The organism is Flammeovirga sp. SJP92 (genome assembly GCF_001583495.1).
Classification (GTDB): Bacteria; Bacteroidota; Bacteroidia; order Cytophagales; family Flammeovirgaceae; genus Flammeovirga.
This window is the reverse complement of record NZ_LQAQ01000091.1, coordinates 138,411-160,721: the sequence shown is the minus strand read 5'-3', so window position 1 is coordinate 160,721 and position 22,311 is coordinate 138,411. Positions and strand designations below refer to the sequence as shown.

Sequence of the window (22,311 nt, the reverse complement as noted above, 5' to 3'; positions counted from 1 at the left end):
CACAATCAAAAAGTACTAAAAAACTATAAATTCAAACTGAAATGCAAAAATACATTATTTTATGCTAGAAAAGAGATTAATAATTGATAATTGACAAATCAACTCGAAAAATTGGTGTAATCTTGATTTATTATTTTGCAAAATCACCTAAACATCCGATTTTGCGAGAAATTTAATGACAGGCAAATTTGTTCAATGATTATGCGTAAGTGGGAGGACCTATTATCTTTTTCTGCAGTAGTACTTTTTTTTATATTACTTAATATACATTCAGATCAACTTTTTTTCCGTTGGGATTTAACCGAAGAAAAGAGATTTAGCATCAATCCTGCTACGGAAAGGTTATTGAATAATCTTCCTGATGAAGTACAAATTGATGTTTATCTAGATGGCCCCTTGAATGCAGAATTCGAGCATTTGAAGCAATCTATCCAAGAAACTTTAGATGAGTTTAAAATCCAATCCAATGGACAATTAGACTATCGTTTTGTTGACCCTAATGACTTTGCTGATCAAAGACAAAAAAGAGCCTTCCAGCAATCCATTATCAAAAAAGGTATTCCTCAAACTACTCTTTTTGATGTTTCCGCAAATGGAGAACAAACACAGCGTCTGATTTATCCAGGTGCTTTAGTTTCATACAAAGGAAAACAGAAAGGAGTTCTTTTATTAAAAGGTAACAAAGCAAGATCTTCTCAAGAGCAGATCAATCAATCTATAGAAGGTGTAGAATTTGAGTTAGCCAGTGCAATCAAAGAACTTTCTCAAACGCAATCCAAGAAAATTGCCATTATTCAAGGGCATGATGAATTGACACCTACAGAAATGACAGAAGCGATTCAAGCGTTAAAGAAGAAATACTACGTTGCTGAAGTAAATGATATGAGTACTTTAAATCAGTTTGATGGAATTATCGTGGCTCAACCTAAAAAGAAATTTCCAAATAGAGATAAATATTATATAGATCAGTATTTAATGAATGGAGGAAATGTTATGTTCCTAATGGACAGAGTGCAGATGAACAAAGACTCTATTCCTTTAGGAGGAACTTACGCATTTGGTTATGATCTAAATATTGAAGATTTATTATTCAGGTTAGGAGTAAGACCAAATATTGATTTGATCCAAGATCAGCAAACAGGCTTAATTGAAGTAGTGGCAGGGAATTTTGGAGATAAAGCCAATTTGAAAAAACTGCCTTGGCCTTATTTTATGTATTTAAATACTTTTTCAGAACATCCCATTGTAAGAAATATGGATGTGGTATACGGAAAGTTTGTGAGTACTTTGGATACAGTGAAATCAAAAGGAATTAAGAAAACTCCTTTAATCTATACTTCCAACTACTCTAGAATTCGAAAAATGCCTAATATTATCTCTTTGGATGAAATTAAAGAAGCAGGTCAAAAAGAGTTGTTCAACACACCTCATATTCCAGTCGCTTACCTTTTGGAAGGTAAATTCAAATCATTATATGCCAACCGTTTTCCTCCAAAGGGTATTCCGAAGTCGAGTTTAATAAAAGAAGGAAAAAAGGAAAGCAAAGTAATTGTAATGGGTGATGCTGATATTATTAAAAATGAGCTCAATCCTTTAAATGGTCAAATGGAGTCGATAGAGTTTGACCGTTTCCGTAATCAATCCTTATCCAATCTTGATTTCTTAATGAACGCTATGGATTATCTGACAGATGAAGAAGGCTTAATTTTGGCTAGAAATAAGAAAGTAACAATTCGTCCATTAGATTCTTTTAAGATCAGAGAAGAGAAGACGATGTGGCAATGGATTAATGTTGGAGTTCCTGTAGCGATTACTATTCTTTTAGGAATAGGTTTTATCTACCAGAGAAAAAGGAAGTATAATAAATAACTAAGTTAATTTAATTTAGAATTCTTCTACTTCTAATTATTCTAATTGATATCTATATTGTGAATGCTATTGATAAAAGAACTCAATAGCATTTTTTTATTCATTCAACTTAAAGCAAAATAATGACTAGAAACGAACAATTGGTTTTTTGTAAGAAATGTACCAATAGAAAAATGAATCCAAAAGAAGGATTGATTTGCAGTCTAACAGGAGAAAAAGCAAACTTTAGTGGTGAATGTTCTGATTTCACTAAAGACGAGAATGTCAAAGACTATTCTGGGATTGATGATATCAAATTAGAACCTAAGGATATCCAGTCTAACCTTTCTTTTGAAGAATTAGAGGAATTGAAGATGGATCAAAATCTTCCAATGGCTATTATGGCTGGATTAATTACGGGTTTTATTGGTGCTTTGATTTGGGCTGGTATTTCTGTGTTAACGTTATATCAAATCAATTACTTAGCAATTGGTATTGGTGCAGGTATAGGAATTGCTATTCGGTATTTTGGGAAAGGCCTTGATACAATCTTTGGTGTCGTAGGTGCTTTGATTGCATTGTCTTCCATTATATTAGGAAATGTTTTTACTATTATTGGATTGATCGCTAATGAAGAAGGTGTTGGAATTATGGAGGTGATGACTTGGATTGATTTTACCTATATTCCAGAACTTTTGATTGAAACATTTGATCCAAGAGATTTGCTTTTTTATGGCTTTGCATTAGCTATGGGTTATAAATTTTCTTTCAGACAGTTCTCTACAAATGAATTAGATGATTTTAGAAAAAGGAAGATTCAAGCCCACTAAAAAAGTATTTTCAGGTTTTAAACCTTTCATATAAAAAAACAGCCACTAAAATTCAATAGTTCTAGTGGCTGTTTCTATTACAGAGAAATTACAAATTATCTTCTCCCTTTATACAATTGAAAACGGTTCACTTGTTCTTCTCTAGGGAAGTAGTTGTTGTAAGTGTCAATATCAGCTGTTTCTCTGTTAGGATCTAAAACAAAAGAAACGACCTTTTTCTTCTCTACAAATACTTTAGTGACATTTTCATTGTTCTTTCTCCAAACTTCAGCAGGGATATATACTTTCTCACTTGTACCATCTTCATATACTTTTTGAAGGATGATTGGCATGATTAATCCACCTACGTTTTTAAAGTCAATCTGATAGACAAAGTGCTCTTCTTGAAGCCATGCTTTATCTTCTTTTGTTAGACTGCTTTGGTATCTTTTGAATTGTTTTTCTTCACTTGCTGTTTTATCAAGTGGGTCATAAGAATTGTAAAAGTCCTCCAATTCCTTTTTCTTTTCTACTCTTGTTACAAGACCTACTTCTTCATTGTGAAGCTCGGTAATGGTAGGAGCTTTAGAAGAACGTAATTCCTTACGTTTCTTTTCTTCAATAGCTGGGTCTTGAGTATTTAGTTCTTTAAACGTTACGTTCTCAATACTAATATCACAAGGTTCGGTAGTGTAGAACCAACCTCTCCAGAACCAATCCAAATCTACACCTGATGCGTCTTCCATTGTTCTAAAGAAATCAGCAGGAGTAGGGTGCTTGAATTTCCATCTTCGAGCATATTCTTTAAAAGCATAATCAAATAACTCTCTACCCATAATAGTTTCTCGAAGGATATTAAGAGCCGTTGCTGGTTTTGAGTAGGCATTATAACCAAATTGATGAATTGACTCAGAGTTGGTCATGATAGGAGAGATTCCTGCAGGATCACCTTTCATATAATCAACAATCAATTCAGGGAAACCTTCTCTACTAGGGTAGCCTTCTTCCCATTCTTGTTCAGCAACGAATTGTAGGAATGAGTTCAGCCCTTCGTCCATCCATGTCCACTGACGTTCATCAGAATTGACAATCATAGGGAAGTAGTTGTGGCCTACTTCATGAATAATTACCGAAAGCATTCCATATTTAGTTCTCTTTGAGTAATTTCCTTTTTCGTCAACTCTTCCGTAGTTAAAGCAAATCATTGGATACTCCATCCCGTTTTCAGCTTCAACAGAAATTGCTACAGGATAAGGATAATCAAAAGTATATTTTGAGTAAGTTTCTAATGTATGTGCTACCGCTTCTGTTGAATATCTCTTATAAAGATCATATGCTTCTTTCGGATAGTAAGACATGGCCATTACTGTTTTGCCACCGACTTCAACACCCATTGCATCCCAAAGTAATTTACGAGAAGATCCCATGGCAAAGTCTCTTACATTCTCAGCTGTATAATGCCAAGTTTTTGTTCCTTTCACCTTTTTCTTCTCTTTCTTTTGCACTTCTTTTAAAGTGACAATCATCTCAGGTTTCTCCGCAGTCTTTGCTTTTTCTATTCTTTGGATTTGCTCTTCTGTCAAAACAGAAGAATCTTGTAAAACACCCGTAGAGGCAACAATATGGTCAGCAGGGACAGTAAATTTCACATCAAAATCACCAAATGTTAAAGCGAATTCTCCGTTACCTAAAAATTGTTTGTTTTGCCACCCGTTCACATCGTCATAGACAGCCATTCTTGGATACCATTGCGTGATAGTGTATAAAGTATTACCATCAGGGAATTGTTCATAGCCACCACGGCCACCCATTAATTTACGGTTATTGATATTGTAACTCCATTCTACATTGAAAGTGAACTGATCACCGGGTTGCATAGGTTGAGCAATATCCACTCGCATCATGGTTTGATTAATGACAAAAGGAATCGTCTTTCCATTTGTATCAGTAACAGATGCAATTTTATGCCCGCCATCGTACTCAGGGTAACCTTCAATTCTTTGTAATTTCTTAAGAGAGGCTTTGTCTTCAATTTTACTCTGTTGGATTTTATAGGTATTTGAGTTTTTAGCTCTCATATTTTGATCCAACTGTACCCATAAATACTTGATGATATCAGGAGAATTATTGGTATAGGTGATCGTTTCTTTACCTGTAAGTCTATGCTTAGATTCATCAAGACTAGCTTCAATCACATAATCTGCTTGTTGTTGCCAATACTGATGGCCTGGAGCTCCAGAACCCGTTCTATAAACATTGGGAGTAGGAAGTTCTTCGTCTAGTTGCTTAAACTTATTGTTATTATAAAACTCTTTTTGTGCAAAAACGGCACTTGAAGCCAAAAGAGTAAGAATTAGGGTTGTATAGAGTGTTTTCATATTTAAACTAAAAAACGACCACCTTTCGATGGTCGTTCTTCTAATTATTGATCAATAATTATTTCTTTTTCTTTGCTTTCTGCATAGGATTTAATCTTCCAGAATCATATGTTCTAGGTTGATTAGCACCTGATTTGTAAAGCTGGAATCTACTCATTTGGTTTTGACGAGGGAAGTAGTTGTTTTCCGTGTCGATGTCAGCTGTTTCTTTGTTAGGGTCTAACACAAATTGAACCACTGGCTTGTCACATACAAATACTTTAGAAACTACGATATCATCTTTTTTCCAGATTTCAGCAGGAATGTATTTCTTTTCAGAAGTACCATCTTCATATTGAAGTTCAATGATAATTGGCATTACTAAACCACCAACATTTTTGAATTTTACTTCATAAAGATGTTTGTTAGAAGCGATCCAGGCCTTATCATTTTTGTTTAATGAGCTTTGGTACTTCTTATACTTCTCATAATCTTCATAATTCGCATCCAACTCATCGTAGCTGTTATAGAAATCTTTTAATTCAGGTTTTCTATCCACTCTACGTGATAAGTTGATTTCTTCATTATGAATTGTAGTGATATCTTTTGGTTGAGCATCACGTTTTGCTTTACGTTTTGCTTCTTCAACTTTAGGATCTTGAGTATCTAACTCCACAAAAGTAACGTCTTCAATAGAAATGTCAACGGCTTCAGTAGTATAGAACCAACCTCTCCAGAACCAATCTAAATCAACACCTGATGCATCTTCCATTGTTCTATAGAAATCTGCTGGCTTTGGATGTTTGAAAGCCCATCTTTGAGCATATTCTTTAAAAGCATAATCAAATAGCTCACGCCCCATGATAGTCTCTCTTAAAATATTCAAAGCTGTAGCGGGTTTTCCATAAGCGTTATTACCAAACTGCTTGATAGACTCTGAGTTAGTCATAATAGGGGTGATATTGTTTTTCTCACCTTTCATGTAATTCACAATGTTTTCAGCAGGTCCTCTACGTGAAGGATAATTTTCTTCCCATTCTTGCTCTGCTAAATATTGACAGAAAGTATTTAAACCTTCATCCATCCAAGTCCACTGACGCTCATCAGAATTGATGATCATAGGGAAGAAGTTGTGACCTACTTCATGAATGATTACAGAGATCATTCCGTACTTGATACGAGGAGAGTAAGTACCATCTTTTTCAGGACGACCGTAGTTGAAACAGATCATTGGATATTCCATACCGTTTGATGCCTCAACAGAGATAGCTACTGGGTAAGGGTAATCAATAGTGTATTTAGAATAAACTTCTAAAGTATGTGCTACTGCTTCTGTAGAATACTGTCCGTATAATGGATTAGCTTCTTTCGGGTAATAAGACATTGCCATTACTGTTTTACCATTAATGTCAACACCCATTGCATCCCAGATAAACTTACGAGATGAACCAAAAGCGAAGTCTCTTACATTTTTCGCCTTGTAGTGCCATGTTTTTGTACCACTTTCAACTGTTTTCTCTTTTTTCTCTGCTTCTTTTTGAGAAACAATTACAACTGGCTTATCAGCTGTTTTTGATTCCTCAAAACGTTTCTTTTGCTCCTCAGTTAAAATTTCATCAGGGTTTTGTAATTCACCTGTAGAGGCTACGATATGATCAGAAGGAACAGTGATTTTTACATCATAGTCACCAAATGTTAAAGCAAATTCTCCGTTACCTAAGAATTGCTTGTGTTGCCATCCGTTGAAATCATCATAAACGGCCATTCTTGGGAACCATTGTGTAATGGTATAGATTGTATTACCATCTTCAGCAAAAGTTTCATAACCACCACGGCCACCCATTAATAGACGGTCGTTGATGTTATAATACCAATCAATGTTGAATGTAACTTTTTCACCTGGGTTCAAAGCCTGCGGTAAATCCAAACGCATCATTGTTTTGTTGATGGTATATTTGATAGGATTACCAGAAGCATCCGTTACTTTTTGGATTTTGTGACCTCCATCATATTCAGGGAAACCGTCAATGCCAGCCAATTGGTTGATGTTGACACTTTTTCCCACTTTGTTTTGTCTGATTTTGTAAGTATCAGAATCAGTGGCTCTCATGTTTTGATCTAACTGAATCCAAAGGTAAGTTAGAACATCAGGAGAGTTGTTGTAGTAGGTTACTGTTTCAGCACCAGTTAATCGGTGTAATTTCTCATCAATTGATGCTTCAATTACATAATCTGCCTTTTGTTGCCAATATTCGTGCCCTGGAGCACCAGAACCTGTTCTATAAACGTTCGGTGTGGGAAGTTCTTCATCAAGTTGTTTGAACTTGTTGTTATTGTAGAACTCCTTCTGACCAAAAACTAATCCCGTACTTGACACTAGTACAACGAACGAGATAAATAATTTGGTAATTCTAGTCATAAGAATGGAAGTTGCTAAAAAATGAAAGTTTAAAATAATTATTAATTGCTGAGCCTAAAATATTAATTGGCGTAACTAATAGATAGAAATTCAAAACTTTAAAAAGGGTAAAAGGTTTTGAATTTACGGGGGTCTATAGGACTAAAACCTTAATTTAGTGATAAGATTACGTGCTTTAAACAGTTTTCTATCATATTAAAGTGCAATTTGATAAAATTTTAATGATTAACGCTATTATAAGTGTGAAAATCTGTTAATCTTAAAATTCTTGATCTGCCTTATTTTTACCTAAATGGAATATTTTAGCAATCTGAAAAGTGGTATGTTCCAAATTATTCTTTGTTTCTTGAATAGCTTTTTCAATTGCATCGAATTTTTGGTTAATTGAAAAAATAGAATAGAAAGGGTGTTCATCGTTGTATTGTAAAGTGTTGCTGCCAACTAAGCAGATTGTAGGGACGAAAAATTGATTACCATATTCAGCAATCACTGAAGGAATTTTTCCTGCTAAGGTTTGTTGATCTAAGCAACCTTCAGAAGTAATTACAAGATCCGCTTTTTCAATTTCTTGTTGAAGTCCCATCACTTTCATCATAAATTGACTTCCATGCATAGGTTCTGCATTCAAATAAGCCCAAAAACCTGCTGAAGTTCCTCCCGCAGCGCCACCTCCATGCATTGATACAACATCCTTTTGGGTGATTTTCTGAGTCAAAAAAGCAATTTTTTCAAGGTTAGTATCCAATTGTTTGACTTCCTCTGGAGAAGCACCTTTTTGTGGAGCAAAAACCGGAGCGGCACCTTTTTTACCAAGTAGCTTATTCTCAACGTCAATAGCAATATAGAAATGAATATTCTGAATAGTGTCTTCTAGTTCAGAAAGATCAATGCTTTTAATTCGATGAAGGTTTCCTCCATTAGGAACAATTACATCATTATTTTGATCTTTGAACTTAGCCCCCAATGCATGAATAGCTCCTAAACCAAAATCAGTTGAAGCACTTCCACCAAGACCAACAATGATCTCTGAACATCCTTTTTGGATGGCTTTTTGGATGACAATCCCTAAACCTTCAGTATTAGCTTCCAATGCATTTAATGTTCCATCTTTTATAGTTTGCATTCCGCAATTTGAAGCCAAATCAACGATAGCTGTTTCATTGTTTACTTTATAGTAAAACCCTTCATGAGGCTGACCTAATGCATTTTTTGTTGAAACCGTAACTTTCTGACCTTTTTTTTCTTCACCTACAATTTGAGCAAAACCATCACCACCATCTGCCATAGGTTTGATGACGATATGATCAGTAGGACGAACCTTTGACCAAGCTTCCTTGATCACTAAACCTGTTTCTAATGCATTAATACTATTTTTAAAGGCATTGGGGGCTATTAAAATATTCAAATGTAAATCAATTAAGTGTGTAAATATTTCCTGCTTTTAACTTCACAACTCCTTTTAGCTCCAATTGTAACAGTAAGCTTGCTAACTTTGGTAAAGGGATTTGTGTTTGTATTGCAATCTCCTCAATTTGTAAGGGATGTTCAAAAATTATCTGAGTAATTTTCTGCTCCAGTGGTGTTAAATTGTTTTTTTGAAATAGTGACATTTGGTTGTTGTTTTTTGAGTTTTTACTCCAATTCAATTCTGTTAAGATATCATCGACAGAAGAGAACAGGTGTGCTTTTTTATATTTGATTAAGTTATTGCAACCCTCAGAAAGAGGATCAGTGATCAAGCCTGGAACGGCAAAAACATCTTTATGATAGCTGTTGGCAATATCAGCAGTGATCAATGCACCTCCACGCTTTTTAGCTTGTACTACAATTACTGCATCAGCCAAGGCTGCGATTATTCTATTCCTTGCAGGAAATTTTGGAGCATCGGGCAGGGAAGTCATGCTGTTTTCGGAAATCAATCCACTTTTATTGTCGGCCAGCATCTCGTTTGCAGTTTTCTGATGTAATTTGGGGTATACAGTTTTTAGACCATTTGCCATTACACCTATAGTTCCAATTTTGTATTCTAGGGCGGCTCTGTGTGCATGTATGTCTATACCATAAGCAAGACCACTTATGATATTCATCCCAGGAAGATCAGAAAGTTTTTCAACAATTCTTTTAGTGACATAATGCCCGTAATTTGTAGCTGCTCTTGAACCAACTATGGCTATGTTTTTACTGGCATTTAATGCTAAAGCTTTTCCTTTTACATAAATAAGATAGGGTGCATCTTTCTGAAGTTTTAAGCGTTTAGGGAACTCTCTATCCATGTAAGTAAGGATACGTGTATTGTTTGCTCTGGCCAGTTCCAGTTCTTTTTCAGCTTTATCAAGCTTACTTTTTGAGTTAAGAATAGACTTTGTGAGAAATTCGCCAATGTTTGGAATTTTAATTAATTCTTTGTGAGAACTGTTGTAGACATTTTCAGCACTTTCAAGGTAACTAATCAGTTGTTTACAGGTTGCTCCTCCAATGCCATTGATATCATTAAGCCATAGTTCATATATTTTTTGAGTATCTGTCATTGTATAGTTTTATGAATCATGTAAGATCTTCTAGAAATAGTTTTGTTTATAATTAGTAATACAATTTAGTGAATTTGTTGAAAAGGTCAATAAAAAAGCCATTAACCTCAAAAGATTAATGGCTTCGAATTTATTTTCTTGATTCTTCTATGCGAACAGTAAGATCTATAAAGTCTTCTACAGAGAGCTCTTCAGCTCGTTTCTTGAAGATTGGATCTTCTAATAACTCGGCAGGAAGACCATAAGGTTTCATGGCATTACGAAGTGTTTTACGTCGAGTACTGAATGCTTGTTTTACTACCTTAAAGAAAGTTTCTTCTTTACAAGGAAGAGATTTTCTATCATTCCTCTTTAAACGAATTACAGCTGAATCAACCTTTGGAGGTGGAATGAAAACGCCAGGAGGGACAGTAAACAAGTATTCTACATCATAAAAGGCCTGTACTAAAATAGTAAGGATACCAGCAGTACGTCCTCCTTTTTTTGTAGCAATTCTTTCTGCAACTTCTTTTTGAATCATACCTACACATTCTGTGATTTGATCTTTGTTTTCTAAGATCTTAAAATAAATCTGTGTGGAGATATTATAAGGAAAGTTACCAATTAATCCTACAGGGTGAGGAGCGATATTGCCAAAGTCAAGTTTTAAGAAATCACCCTCTATAATCTGATCTTTAGGTAAACCAACTTCATTAGCAAGGTAAACTACAGATTCAGTATCAATTTCAATGACGGTTGTTTTATACTCCTCTTTTTTCATTAAGCGAGTAGTTAAAACACCTGTACCAGGTCCGATTTCATATATTTCTTTGTAGCCTCCGAAAGCGGTCATTGCATTTACAATGTCATCCGCAATCTGCAGGTCATTCAGAAAATGTTGTCCTAAATGTTTTTTAGGTTTGACTTTAGACATAAGTATGATTTATGTATTGAAAGAAGAAAGTGCTAGTTATAATAACTAGCACTTATATGTTTTCCGCAAAAAACGGATATTAAAATATACAAAACAAATTCAATACAGAGATATGACCATCTTTTAAGAACTATTGTATGGCCAATTTGAAAGATTGTTTCATTTTTCCATCTGAAACTACAAGAATATATATTCCTTCTTTTGCTTTATTCAATTGTATAGGAACTTTATTATTACCTGATGTAACTTTAAAAGTAGAAGATTGTAGTACTCTGCCATTGATATCAATCAATTGATAACTGAGGTTTTCACTAATAGTAGAATTGAACTCAATATTTGTCTCGTTGTTACTAATAACAGTCGGGTAGACTTTCATAGAGTTGAATAAGGCCTGATTTACACTACTTGTTACAACAGGTTCTTCAATTTTACTCTGAATGTTAAGATAAGTAACCGCCCAACCCCAGTTAGGAGAAGTCTCACCTGATGTTAATTTAAAACGAATTGCAATTGTATCTCCTGCATTAAAGAAGTCTTGCAGATCGATTTGATGCCTAACTTCTAAACTCTCAGCACCATTAGATCCAAGATCTGCATAATGTTTCCAGTTTTCATTAAAACTAGCATCATAAGAACCTGAAATATTAACCCATTCATCGTTGCCTTTTTTAGCCTCTATTGTTACGAAGTCATCATCTTCAGAAACAAGTGTTACATCTTTATAGAAGAAATTAGAATTATCTTCTTTCACAATAATAGGAGTTTTCAAGTATGAGTAGCTTTCAGTGTTCACTTCGTAAGGGTGTCTACTATGTAATCCTGCAAAAGAAAAACCCGTTACGGATGAATTGAAAAGAATTCCATCTGAGACAAAATCTGCAGAAGTATTGAAATTAGTGAAATCATTGAAGTATTCATTTGAAGCAGTATTGAATTCAATCACTTCTAATGTAGTAAACCTGCTTTTATAAGGTAGGTTGTTTTTATAACTAATAAATTGAACCTCTTTCTCTGATAGATTCGTATTCTCTACAAATAAAATGTGATTACCGGCTTCAAAGGAAGTATTGAAACCTTTAATGCGTTCCTTGGATTTGTTGAATACAATAATAGAGTCTGCTTCTGTATCAATATTCACGTTGATTTCAACACCAGCTAAAGTGGAATTGTAACTAATTACCTTAGGTTGTGGGTTCTCAGGTATGTCAACAGACCAAATACCTCTACCGTGAGTGCCAATATACACTTGGTTGTCGCTGTATTTCATATCCCAAACACATACATTTGGTAAACTGCCATCAAGAGGATGCCAAGAATCACCTCCATCAAGTGATTCAAAAATACCGATTTCCGTCCCGGCCCATAGAAAATCATCATTGAAAGGGAATACCAATAAGTCATACACACCCACATTAGGAAATCCGTTAGAAGAAGTGCCATTTATTTCGAATCCACTTATATCCACCCAATTTTCTCCAAAGTCTGTAGTTTTAATAATCTTTGGATAGTTAGCATAAGAAAATAAGATATAAGCATTTTCTTCATAAATTGGGTCAGCAGTAATACCAGATATGTAACCTGTCATGTTCAAGTCACCTGTATTACCTGCAACAGGGTCAAAAGTTTGTCCATTATCCTTAGATAGTTGGATTGAATAACCTGTGAATTGATTACCAGCCCATATTACATCAGTGTTTGCCTCAGAAATTTTAATGTCAACAAAAGAAGACATCTTCCAGTTCTCTTCACTAATACGTCTTAATTCCCAACTTTCTCCAAAATTTTGAGATCTCCAAACACCTGTAGCACCAACAGTAAATACAGTTTCAGGGTTTTGTTTAGAGTTAGCCAATTTCGTGATGAAAGGGGCTTTTTCATTTAAATCAGTTATACCATTATAACTTCGTGACAATGTACGGCCTCCGTCATCACTTCGGTAAATGAGATTGTTATAAACAGTAGCCAACATCTTATTATGATCTTCGCTGTGCCATACCGCATCAAAACCATCACCACCTAAAAACATTTTATAATTGGAGGTCTTTCTTGGATCACTAAATGAAATCCATGTGCCATTATCTTGTGATCCTCCAACATATTGGTTTGCTCCTGTTTTTTTATCGACACTATATAACTGAGTAGTGTTATAACCAAATCCAGCAAATGTCCAATCGCCATGTTTTTCACCAGGATTAGTATCAGTATTGGAATAAAAAACACCACCGTCACTTGTGTTGATAATGTAAAATTCATCAACAGAAGTTTTTACTGGAACTAAAGAGTGATGATCGGGGTGGAATCCTTCTAGAAATGTACTACCCGTCATGAAAAGCGACGGATTCAATAGCTCATCATTTTCTCCATATGCATTTGAAACGCGTTGAGCTTGTATAGAATCTTGATCATTGATAAGATTTATTCTCCAAATATCAACACCCGCTACATAAAAAGAATTCTCGTCAAAAGGGTGGGCCATAACAGCGTTATCGTACCAGCCTTGCCCGCCTAAAAAACGAATTTCTTCTTCTGATTTTAATAAGTCCCAAGTATCTCCGGCATCTTTTGAGAGGTATAAGTTACCGTCAGAACTACCTTCACCAGCCCCGGAAATAGAAGCGAAAATATAGTTAGGATTCACTTCTGAAATTGCTAATTCTATTCTACCTGTAGGATTATATCCCTCAAGGGCTTTCCATGTAACCCCCATATCTTCAGATTTAAGAATTCCTTTATTCTTAATAGTAGCATATTGGACGTTGAAATCGTCTGGACTTGCAACTACCTGTAAGATCGCTGTATAATAACCTCCATATTCTTCTTCATACATTTTATCCCATGTTTCACCACCATTTCTACTGATAAAAATAGAAGAACGATAATTACGACCTGGATTAGCAGAAGTACAAACGGTTAAGTTGTCCGCATTGTTAGGGTCAATGATTAAACGGTTCACAATTTGAAAATCATCATTGTTCAAAGTGTTCTCTAAACTAAACCAAGAGTTACCGCCATCAGTAGATTTGAAAATACCATCACCTTTCACTCCATCAATGTTTCCATAACCTTCACCAGTACAAGCATACCAAATATTTGGATTGCTTTCTGATTGGCTAATATGTGAAATTGAAAGAGTTGGAAGGTCGTCTGTCAAAGGGGTCCATGATGATCCCTTATTGGTGGTTTTCCAAATACCTCCAGCTACAGAACCTGCAATCCATGTATTGTTGGTGGGGTCATTTTTATCAACAACTAATGTTCTAGTTCTGCCAGGAACATTGTTTGGACCTCTTTCTACCCATTGCTCATCTGTAATCGTTTGACTCACACGATTATTACTTTTAAAATAAGCCTTGGCTTTTAAAGTCTCTTTAAGCTTGTATCCTTTTGTATACTGATGCTCATTGTCATCTTTTCTTACTTTTAAAGAATTCATTAACTGAATAAACTGATCTGGTTTATCAGCTTTTACATAATCTTTAGCATTCTTTTGAGCTTTTTTCTTTAGATATCTCTCGTGTAAAATATCTTTTGTTTGTAGCACTTTTGATTGTTCATCTGAAGTGTTGTTTTGATAGAAATAATTAAATATTCCGATAGACACGATGAAGAGTAATGCCTGTCCTAAGCGTTTCTGATTGATCATTAATTTTGGAAATTATTAAATAATATCTTTGTTAGATTTTTATTAAAAAAAGTTGTCAGTACTTCTATAGTCAGAACAGATGTTGATCAACTTATATAGAAGAACTTCAATTGATTGTAAAAGTTGTAAAGTAAGTAAACTAATGTAGCTTTTAAATTAAATTTCACAAATATTAAGAATATACCATTCTTTATATCACTAAAAAAGAGTGTTTGAATCAATTATCAAGATATAAGGAAGAGACTTTTTATCATTAATTTACTTGAATAATACAATAAAAAAGCTTGAAAAGTATTACTTTTGAAAGAAGACTATTATTATGGACATTTAGTTGTGGAAATGAAGACTTAAAATAAAGTCTATCTAAGTTATGAGAGAGAATAAAAATCAAAAAAATAATAGAAGATCTGACAAACCTCGTATTGGTATCACTATCGGTGACTACAATGGAGTAGGACCGGAGGTTATCGTAAAGGTTTTGCAAGACAAACGTATCACAAATATTTGTACTCCTGTTGTATACGGTTCAGGTAGAATTTTGACAAAGTACAAAAGAATTTTAGGGATAGAAGATTTTACTTATCACCAGTTCAATAACAATAGTTATCTACATGATCAAAAAATCAATGTAGTGAATTGTTGGTCTGATGTGCAGGAACTTGAGCCTGGTAAGGTTAGTGAATCGGCAGGGAAGTGTGCTTATTTATCCATCAATAAGGCTTCAGAAGATTTAAAAGCTGAGGTGATTGATGCTGTTGTGACAGCTCCAATTAATAAGGAGAATATTCAAAGTGAAGACTTTAATTATGCAGGTCACACAGAATATTATCAAGAGAACTTTGCAACCAACGGAGATACTTTAATGACGCTTTGTGAAGGAGATTTACGTGTAGGTGTTGTTACTGGTCACATTCCTTTGAAAGAAGTAGCGTCTAGTATCACAAAAGAACGATTATCTTCTAAAATTAATGTCTTTTTAGAATCTCTGAAGAAAGACTTTGGTATTACTAAGCCAAAGATTGCAGTGATGGGGCTTAATCCTCATGCTGGAGAAGGTGGATTATTGGGTGATGAAGAAATCAATGTCATTACACCAGTAATTAAGGAATTTAAGAAAAGAGGTAACCTAGTTTTTGGTCCTTTCCCTTCTGATGGATTTTTTGGTACAATGTCTTTCAAAAATTATGATGGTGTTCTTTGTATGTATCATGATCAAGGATTAATTCCATTTAAATTACATGCATTTGAAAATGGTGTGAACTATACAGCTGGATTAAGTATTGTTAGGACATCTCCAGATCATGGAACTGCGTATAATATTGCTGGAAAAGGTATTGCTGATGAGCAATCATTTAGAGCGGCACTTATGCAGGCAGTTGATATTGTCAAAGTAAGATCAAATGTCATCACAAATCAAATTCGTCCAAATGCAAAACAAATGCTTCAAGATCGAAAGGATCAAATGAAAGTGCAAAAAGCATTAGAAGTAGCATCGGAAGGCACAGAGGAGTTTGATTTAAGTGAGTTGGAAGCAGGTGAGCGTAAAGAAGAACAAGTGACTCGTCAGCAGAAAATGCTTGAAAATAAAAATAAGGGAGGCAATCAAAAACAAGATCGCAGACCTCATAACCAAAATAAAGAGCATTGGAAGCCAAGAAAGAACTTTAATAAAGGAGGAAATAGAAATGCGGGTGATCAAGAACAAAAACCAGTCAAACAAAATAAAGAAGTTAAAGAGTAGAATATTCATTTTACCTTTAATTCTTTCAGTTTTCATAATTGCAGGGTTTGCTGGACCTAATCCAAATTATGAATTGTGGAAGAAGTTGTTGAATGTTGATTGGGAATATAAATACAGTGATGAGTTTGAGATGGATGTGCCACTTCCAATTTTCCCTAGAGATGTAAAGAAATTGAATGGTACTGAAGTAACTATCAGAGGTTTCGTGTTGCCTGTAGAAACCACGGATGGCTCTATCATTGTTTCCTATTATCCTTTTTCGAGTTGTTTCTTTTGTGGTGGGGCTGGTCCTGAATCAGTGATTGCTATTTTCCTTAAAAATGAGCGTGAAATAGAGGATGAAGAAGCTACTTTTAAAGGAGTTCTTCATTTGAATGATGAAGAAACAGGACTTATATATGAATTAAAAGAAGCTGTTGAAGCAAATTCAAATTACTAATCTATGGAAGAGATAAAAGAATTATTTATAAAATATTTGGAGGAAAAAAAATTAAGAAAAACTCCAGAACGCTTTGCAATAATGGAAGAAATATACGGAAGAGGAGGGCATTTCGATGTGGAATCTCTGTATATCAATATGAAAAATAAAAACTACAGAGTAAGTAGAGCAACAGTTTATAATACATTAGACCTTCTATTAGATTGCAATTTAATTACAAAACATCAGTTTGGTAAGAATCTGGCACTTTATGAAAAGGCACATGGTTTTAAACAACATGATCACTTAATCTGTAAGGAATGTAATAAAATTCTTGAGTTTTGTGATCCACGTATTCAGAAGATTCAGCAAATGGTTGAGGAAATTTATGACTTTGAGATTGAAAGTCATTCATTGAATTTCTACGGAAGCTGTAAAAAAGAGAATTGCAAGGGAAAACAAAAGAAGGAAGAAGTTACTGAAGATTGATTTTATATTTTTCAGTGAAAAATGACCTGTTCTTAAATGAATAGGTCATTTTTTTTATAAAAAACATTGATTTGGTTAGCTATGTATTCAATTTCATTATACTGAAGACCAATAAATAGAGGAATACTAAGTAAACTATTTGATAACATTTCTGTGACTGGAAAATCTCCTTCTTTATATCCCAAACTTAGACATGCTTTTTGTAAATGTGGAGGTATAGGGTAGTGGATTTGTGTATCAATTCCTTTTGAACTTAAAAAAGTTTGAAGCTTATCTCTTTCTTTACATTCAATTGTAAAAAGGTGATAAACTGGACTGTTAAAGCTTGAAATACGTTGTTTTTTTATTCTAGGATCAAGTAAAGAAAGGTAATATGAAGCCATTTTTCTTCGTTCATCATTCCATTTTTCAATATGCTGTAATTTTATGCTTAATATTCCAGCTTGAATTTCATCTAGTCTAGAGTTGCAACCACTTACATCCGAAAAATATTTTTTAGCACTTCCGTAATTTCTTAACTTTTGAAGCTCTTCATAAAGTGTATTGGAATTTGTGGTTATTGCTCCTCCATCCCCAAAACAGCCTAAGTTTTTAGCAGGGTAGAAGCTTGTAGCGTTTAAAATTCCGAAACTTCCTGTTTTTCTCCCTTTATAAGTGGCTCCATGTGCCTGTGCATTATCTTCAATCAAAAGAATATTGTTCTTGCGAGCAATTGATTCAATAAGGTCCATATCACAAGGATTACCATAAAGATGAACCACAATAATTGCTTTTGTCTTAGCACTTATAAAGTTTTCAATCTGAAGACAATCAATGTTATATGTATCTGGGTTAACATCTACCAAAATGGGTTTTGCACCCACTTCCATTATCGCCAAAATTGTTGCAATAAAAGTATGAGCGGGGGCAATCACTTCGTCTCCTTCCTTTATTCCCAAAGCAATTAGAGAAAGTTTTAAAGCATCCAGGCCATTTCCAACACCTACACAAAATGCGGTGTTGGAAAAAGTGGCATATTCCTTCTCAAATTGCTCAAGCTTATTACCTAAAATAAAATGATTAGAAGCTATGGTATTTAAAATATCAGCTTCAACCTCTTTTTTGATAATTGCATTTTGATGCTCTAATGAGACAAAAGGGATTTTCTTCATCTTGGTGTTTATAAGATCTCTTTAATAACCTCAAGACCCATACTTCTTGAACCTTTAATAAGAATTAGGTGGTTATTGATGTTTTCGTTTTTGATTACTTCTAAAGCTTCCTCTTTTGTTTTAAAGAATTTTGCATGATCATTTTGATGTTCGAAGAAACGCTCACCAATAAAAATATTAATATCAAAATTCAGTTTTAATGCTTGGTTAACGATATTTTGGTGCTCCTCTTTACTGATTTCACCTAATTCAAACATGTCACCCAAAACGAATGCTTTAGGAATTGAACTTTCGATCTTATCTAAATTTTCTAAAGCAACTTCAACCGATGATGGGTTAGCATTATATGCATCTAATATTAAGGTATTTTTCTCTGTTTTTAGAATTTCAGATCTGTTGTTGGTAGGCTTATAAGATGAAATGGCTTTGTTCATATTTTCAACCGTAACGCCCAATTTTTTACCGACACAAAAAGCTGTAAGTATATTTTCAAAGTTATAAGCACCAAAAAGCTGTGTTTCAATTCTATTTTCTTGTCTGTCTTGATAAACAATAAATGGGTTTACTTCTATAAACTCAAGATTAGCATAGTCATATTCCTGCCCATAGTATACAGGAGATTTCATACGCTTTGACATATTATATAAAATAGAATCTTTAGAATTGATATAGATCAGTCCATCATTTTTTATCAAATAATCAAATACCTCACTCTTGGCTCTAACATTCTGCTCAAAACTTCCAAACCCTTCAATATGATCTTTTCCAATATTGGTAACAAAACCTTGATTTGGCAAAGCAATAGTACATAATTCAGCGACTTCACCCACATGATTATCTCCCATTTCAATTAATGCCACTTCTGTATCCAAAGGCATTGAAAGTAGGGTAAGAGGTACACCAATATGATTATTGAAATTGCCTTTTGTGGCATGCGTCTTAAAAGTAGTAGAACATATCTTAAGCAAAATCTCTTTTGTAGTTGTTTTTCCATTCGAACCTGTAACGGCTATAACCGGAATATCGAACTGCTGTCTGTGATATTTTGCCAGCTCCTGTAAAGTGGTTAAAACATCATCAACTACAATATATTGGTCAGAAATAGCCACTTCTTTATCATCAACAATAGAAAACGCGGCTCCTTTTTCAAGTGCAGATTTTGCATATTTATTGCCATCAAAATTACCGCCCTTCAATGCAAAAAAAAGTGACCCTTCTGGTACATTTCTAGAGTCCGTTGTTATTATACTGTGTTCTAGATATATAGTATATAGTTTTTCAATATTCATATTAAAGATGGATTTTTTTTATGCAATCTGTTAAGATATTTTCTATTATGCAATTATCTCGAAATTTAGAAAGTGATAAAAGTCATGTTTATGAATTTCTATAATCACTCAAAAAAGTTACAAAAATATCGCAAATTGCGAGAGTAAAACATTTACAAATAAACTTATAATTAATTTTTTAAATCTCGCATAAAATGAAAGTAACTGTAGTTGGAGCTGGTGCAGTAGGTGCAAGCTGTGCTGAGTATATCGCTATCAAAGATTTTGCAGACGAAATCGTAGTAGTTGATATCAAAGAAGGATTTGCAGAAGGTAAAGCAATGGACTTAATGCAAACTGCATCTTTAAATGGGTTTGATTCTACAATCACTGGTGTAACGAATGATTATGCTGCAACTGCAGGTTCTGATGTAGCGGTAATCACTTCTGGTATTCCAAGAAAGCCAGGTATGACTCGTGAAGAGTTAATCACTACAAACGCTAACATTGTAGAAACTGTAGCGAAGAATTTAATTGCAAATTCTCCAGACGTAATTATCATCGTAGTATCTAATCCAATGGATACAATGACTTACTTAGCTGCTAAAGCTACTGGTCTTCCTAAAAACCGTATCATCGGTATGGGTGGTGCATTGGATAGTGCTCGTTTCAAATATCGTTTAGCTGAAGCTTTAGGTTGCCCTCAATCTGACGTTTCTGGTATGGTAATCGGTGGTCACTCTGACGTAGGAATGGTTCCACTAATCGAGAAAGCTACTCGTAATTCAGTTCCTGTATCTGAATTCTTAACTGAGGAGCAAAAATCATCAATCGTTGAAGCTACTAAAGTAGGTGGTGCTACACTTACTAAATTATTAGGTACTTCAGCTTGGTATGCTCCAGGTGCAGCAGTTTCTGAATTAGTTAAAGCAATCGCTTTAGACTCTAAGAAAATGTTCCCTTGTTCAGCATTATTAGAAGGTGAGTATGGTTTAAATGATCTTTGTATCGGTGTACCTGTAGTATTGGGTAAAAACGGTATCGAGAAAATCGTTGAAATCGAGCTTTCTGAAGACGAAAAAGCAAAACTACATACTTCAGCTGAAGGTGTTAAGAAAACTAACGGCTTATTAGACGTTAAAGCTTAGTCAGTAGAACGGAATTTATAGGAAATGTCCACCGCTATTTATTTAGTGGTGGACATTTTTTTGTTAAGAAGTTTTTGTATTTCAACCGATAGAATTCATATTGGATTTATTAGATTTGTATTTGGCTGTTACAATAATAATTGAGTAGCAGCTTATGTTTCTTCTAATTTTTATCCCAAACAAACTTTAGCTGAAACAAACTTATTAGATTACTAAAAGAATTTTTCCCTAAAATATGAGAATCGGTGTTATAGGAGGAGGAATATCAGGGCTTACCGCTGCCTATTATTTACAGAAAAAAGGCCATACCTGCGTTGTTTTAGAAGCAAGTGACAGGACGGGAGGTTGTATTCAGACTGAAAAAATAGATGGACGCCTCTTAGAAAATGGACCCAACTCCTTGCTCTTTAGCGATGATCATCTCTCTTTGATAAAAGAATTAGGTCTTGAAGATCAATTACAAGAAGCCGCTGACGTCAATAAGGATCGTTTTATCTTAAGAAATGGAAAGTATAATGTGCTGCCATCAGGTCCTTTGAATTTCTTCAGTAATAAATTCTTTGGTTGGAATACAAAATTGAAAATCATCACTGAATATTTCAGAAAAAATAATGCAAAATCTGAAAATGAGTCTTTGTATGATTTTTTTGAAAGACGATTCAATAATGAGGTGTGTGATTACGCTGTAGATCCTTTTGTAAGAGGTATTTACGCAGGAGATCCTAAACAACTGAAGATCAAGGCTTCATTTCCTTCTATTTATAATGCTGAAAAGAATCATGGCTCTATCATAAAAGGAATGATTCAGCTAAGAAAAGAAAATAAAGCCAATGGGGTAGCGGTGAAAAGAAAAACAGCATATAGCTTTAAAGATGGGATACAGACACTGACCAATGCTTTAGCAAATAAAGTAGACGTTAGTTATAATTCTGAAGTTGAGAGCTTGACTATAGTCGATGATATTTTCTCTGTAAAGACATACAATAATGAGTTCTTATTTGATAAAGTCATCATCTGTACACCTCCAGAAGCAACCTCTAAGATTGTTCAATTCCTTTCTCCTAAAACAGCAGAAAAATTAGAACAAGTTTTCTGCCCACCTATGTGTGTGGTGCATTCTGTCTTCTCTAAAGAAGCTTCTCAAAATACACCTGTAGGATTTGGAGGTTTGAATCCATCGGTAGAGAAAACCTTTACAGCAGGCTCTATTTGGTCATCTTGTATCTTTCCCAATAGAACAACGAATGATGAAGTACTAGTGACATCTTTTGTTGGGGGAGCACATACACCTGAAAATGCGAAACTCGAAGAAGGTAATATCAAAAATAGTGTTGGGAATGAACTCCAATCTACCTTAGGATTTACAGATCAGCCGGTCTATCAAAAAACGCATAAATGGAGAAAAGCGATTCCTCAGTATGATCAGAATATTTTAAATCTTTGGGAAACTATGGAAAAAGAACCGATTCCAAATTTATATTATTCTGTGAACTGGAAAGATGGTATTGCTGTACCGGATTGTATTGAAAAAAGTAAAAAATTGGTAGAAGATCAATTTTAATAGATAAATAAGTTAAGA

15 protein-coding genes are annotated in these 22,311 nt (G+C 34.3%); 7 read left to right on the top strand and 8 right to left on the bottom strand.

Annotated elements, in window-relative coordinates; translation table 11 throughout:
• The first annotated feature begins 201 nt into the window (after nt 1-201).
• Together gldG and AVL50_RS20540 are read left to right on the top strand one after the other, a co-directional pair.
• Nucleotides 202-1,869: a gliding motility-associated ABC transporter substrate-binding protein GldG gene (gldG, locus tag AVL50_RS20545; RefSeq protein ID WP_253764309.1), complete on the top strand. Its 1,668-nt coding sequence runs from the start codon at nt 202-204 to the stop codon at nt 1,867-1,869.
• Nucleotides 1,870-2,042: 173 nt separating this feature from the next.
• On the top strand, nt 2,043-2,678 hold the full coding sequence (locus AVL50_RS20540) for a hypothetical protein (RefSeq protein WP_157491463.1): 636 nt from the start codon (nt 2,043-2,045) through the stop codon (nt 2,676-2,678).
• A gap of 95 nt (nt 2,679-2,773) precedes the next feature.
• Here the strand turns inward: AVL50_RS20540 and AVL50_RS20535 are convergent, their stop codons facing one another.
• The 6 genes from AVL50_RS20535 to AVL50_RS20510 all read right to left on the bottom strand — a co-directional run bounded on the left by AVL50_RS20535 (nt 2,774) and on the right by AVL50_RS20510 (nt 14,517).
• Nucleotides 2,774-5,035, bottom strand: coding sequence for a M1 family metallopeptidase (locus tag AVL50_RS20535; RefSeq protein ID WP_062618355.1), 2,262 nt, complete (start codon nt 5,033-5,035; stop codon nt 2,774-2,776).
• Between the two features lie 58 nt (nt 5,036-5,093).
• Nucleotides 5,094-7,433 (bottom strand): M1 family metallopeptidase, encoded by a 2,340-nt coding sequence (locus AVL50_RS20530; RefSeq protein ID WP_062618354.1) that lies wholly within the window; start codon nt 7,431-7,433, stop codon nt 5,094-5,096.
• A 259-nt stretch (nt 7,434-7,692) separates the two neighbouring features.
• Entirely contained in the window at nt 7,693-8,838 is a 1,146-nt protein-coding gene (locus AVL50_RS20525; RefSeq protein ID WP_062618353.1) for a glycerate kinase, read from the bottom strand.
• A 7-nt stretch (nt 8,839-8,845) separates the two neighbouring features.
• The gene (gene dprA / locus AVL50_RS20520) at nt 8,846-9,961 is read right to left on the bottom strand and encodes a DNA-processing protein DprA (RefSeq protein WP_062618352.1); all 1,116 of its coding nucleotides are present in this window, start codon (nt 9,959-9,961) and stop codon (nt 8,846-8,848) included.
• Between the two features lie 130 nt (nt 9,962-10,091).
• Nucleotides 10,092-10,874 (bottom strand): 16S rRNA (adenine(1518)-N(6)/adenine(1519)-N(6))-dimethyltransferase RsmA, encoded by a 783-nt coding sequence (rsmA, locus tag AVL50_RS20515; RefSeq protein ID WP_062618351.1) that lies wholly within the window; start codon nt 10,872-10,874, stop codon nt 10,092-10,094.
• 130 nt (nt 10,875-11,004) lie between these two features.
• A complete protein-coding gene (locus tag AVL50_RS20510) occupies nt 11,005-14,517 on the bottom strand; it encodes a T9SS type A sorting domain-containing protein (RefSeq protein ID WP_062618350.1) in 3,513 nt (1,170 codons plus the stop codon).
• Nucleotides 14,518-14,887: 370 nt separating this feature from the next.
• On the opposite strand from AVL50_RS20510, the gene pdxA reads away from it, so the two are divergent.
• Genes pdxA through AVL50_RS20495 form a run of 3 tightly spaced genes read left to right on the top strand, consistent with a single transcriptional unit; the run spans nt 14,888 to nt 17,165 of the window.
• Nucleotides 14,888-16,258 (top strand): 4-hydroxythreonine-4-phosphate dehydrogenase PdxA, encoded by a 1,371-nt coding sequence (gene pdxA, locus AVL50_RS20505; protein ID WP_063850811.1) that lies wholly within the window; start codon nt 14,888-14,890, stop codon nt 16,256-16,258.
• Nucleotides 16,209-16,697: a hypothetical protein gene (locus AVL50_RS20500; RefSeq protein ID WP_062618349.1), complete on the top strand. Its 489-nt coding sequence runs from the start codon at nt 16,209-16,211 to the stop codon at nt 16,695-16,697. Before pdxA ends, AVL50_RS20500 begins: the two co-directional genes overlap by 50 nt.
• A 3-nt stretch (nt 16,698-16,700) precedes the next feature.
• Complete coding sequence (locus tag AVL50_RS20495) at nt 16,701-17,165, top strand: Fur family transcriptional regulator (RefSeq protein WP_062618348.1); 465 nt, start codon at nt 16,701-16,703, stop codon at nt 17,163-17,165.
• A gap of 32 nt (nt 17,166-17,197) precedes the next feature.
• On the opposite strand, the gene AVL50_RS20490 is transcribed toward AVL50_RS20495, so the two are convergent.
• Nucleotides 17,198-18,316 (bottom strand): DegT/DnrJ/EryC1/StrS aminotransferase family protein, encoded by a 1,119-nt coding sequence (locus AVL50_RS20490; RefSeq protein WP_062618347.1) that lies wholly within the window; start codon nt 18,314-18,316, stop codon nt 17,198-17,200.
• Nucleotides 18,317-18,324: 8 nt separating this feature from the next.
• Nucleotides 18,325-19,605: a UDP-N-acetylmuramoyl-tripeptide--D-alanyl-D-alanine ligase gene (gene murF / locus AVL50_RS20485; protein WP_062618346.1), complete on the bottom strand. Its 1,281-nt coding sequence runs from the start codon at nt 19,603-19,605 to the stop codon at nt 18,325-18,327.
• Between the two features lie 194 nt (nt 19,606-19,799).
• Between murF and AVL50_RS20480 the strand changes: the two genes are divergently transcribed.
• On the top strand, nt 19,800-20,732 hold the full coding sequence (locus AVL50_RS20480) for a malate dehydrogenase (protein ID WP_062618345.1): 933 nt from the start codon (nt 19,800-19,802) through the stop codon (nt 20,730-20,732).
• A 235-nt stretch (nt 20,733-20,967) separates the two neighbouring features.
• Nucleotides 20,968-22,293 carry a protoporphyrinogen oxidase gene (hemG, locus tag AVL50_RS20475; RefSeq protein ID WP_062618344.1) on the top strand — a complete coding sequence of 442 codons (1,326 nt, stop codon included), beginning with the start codon at nt 20,968-20,970 and terminating at the stop codon, nt 22,291-22,293.
• The last annotated feature ends 18 nt before the right edge of the window (nt 22,294-22,311 follow it).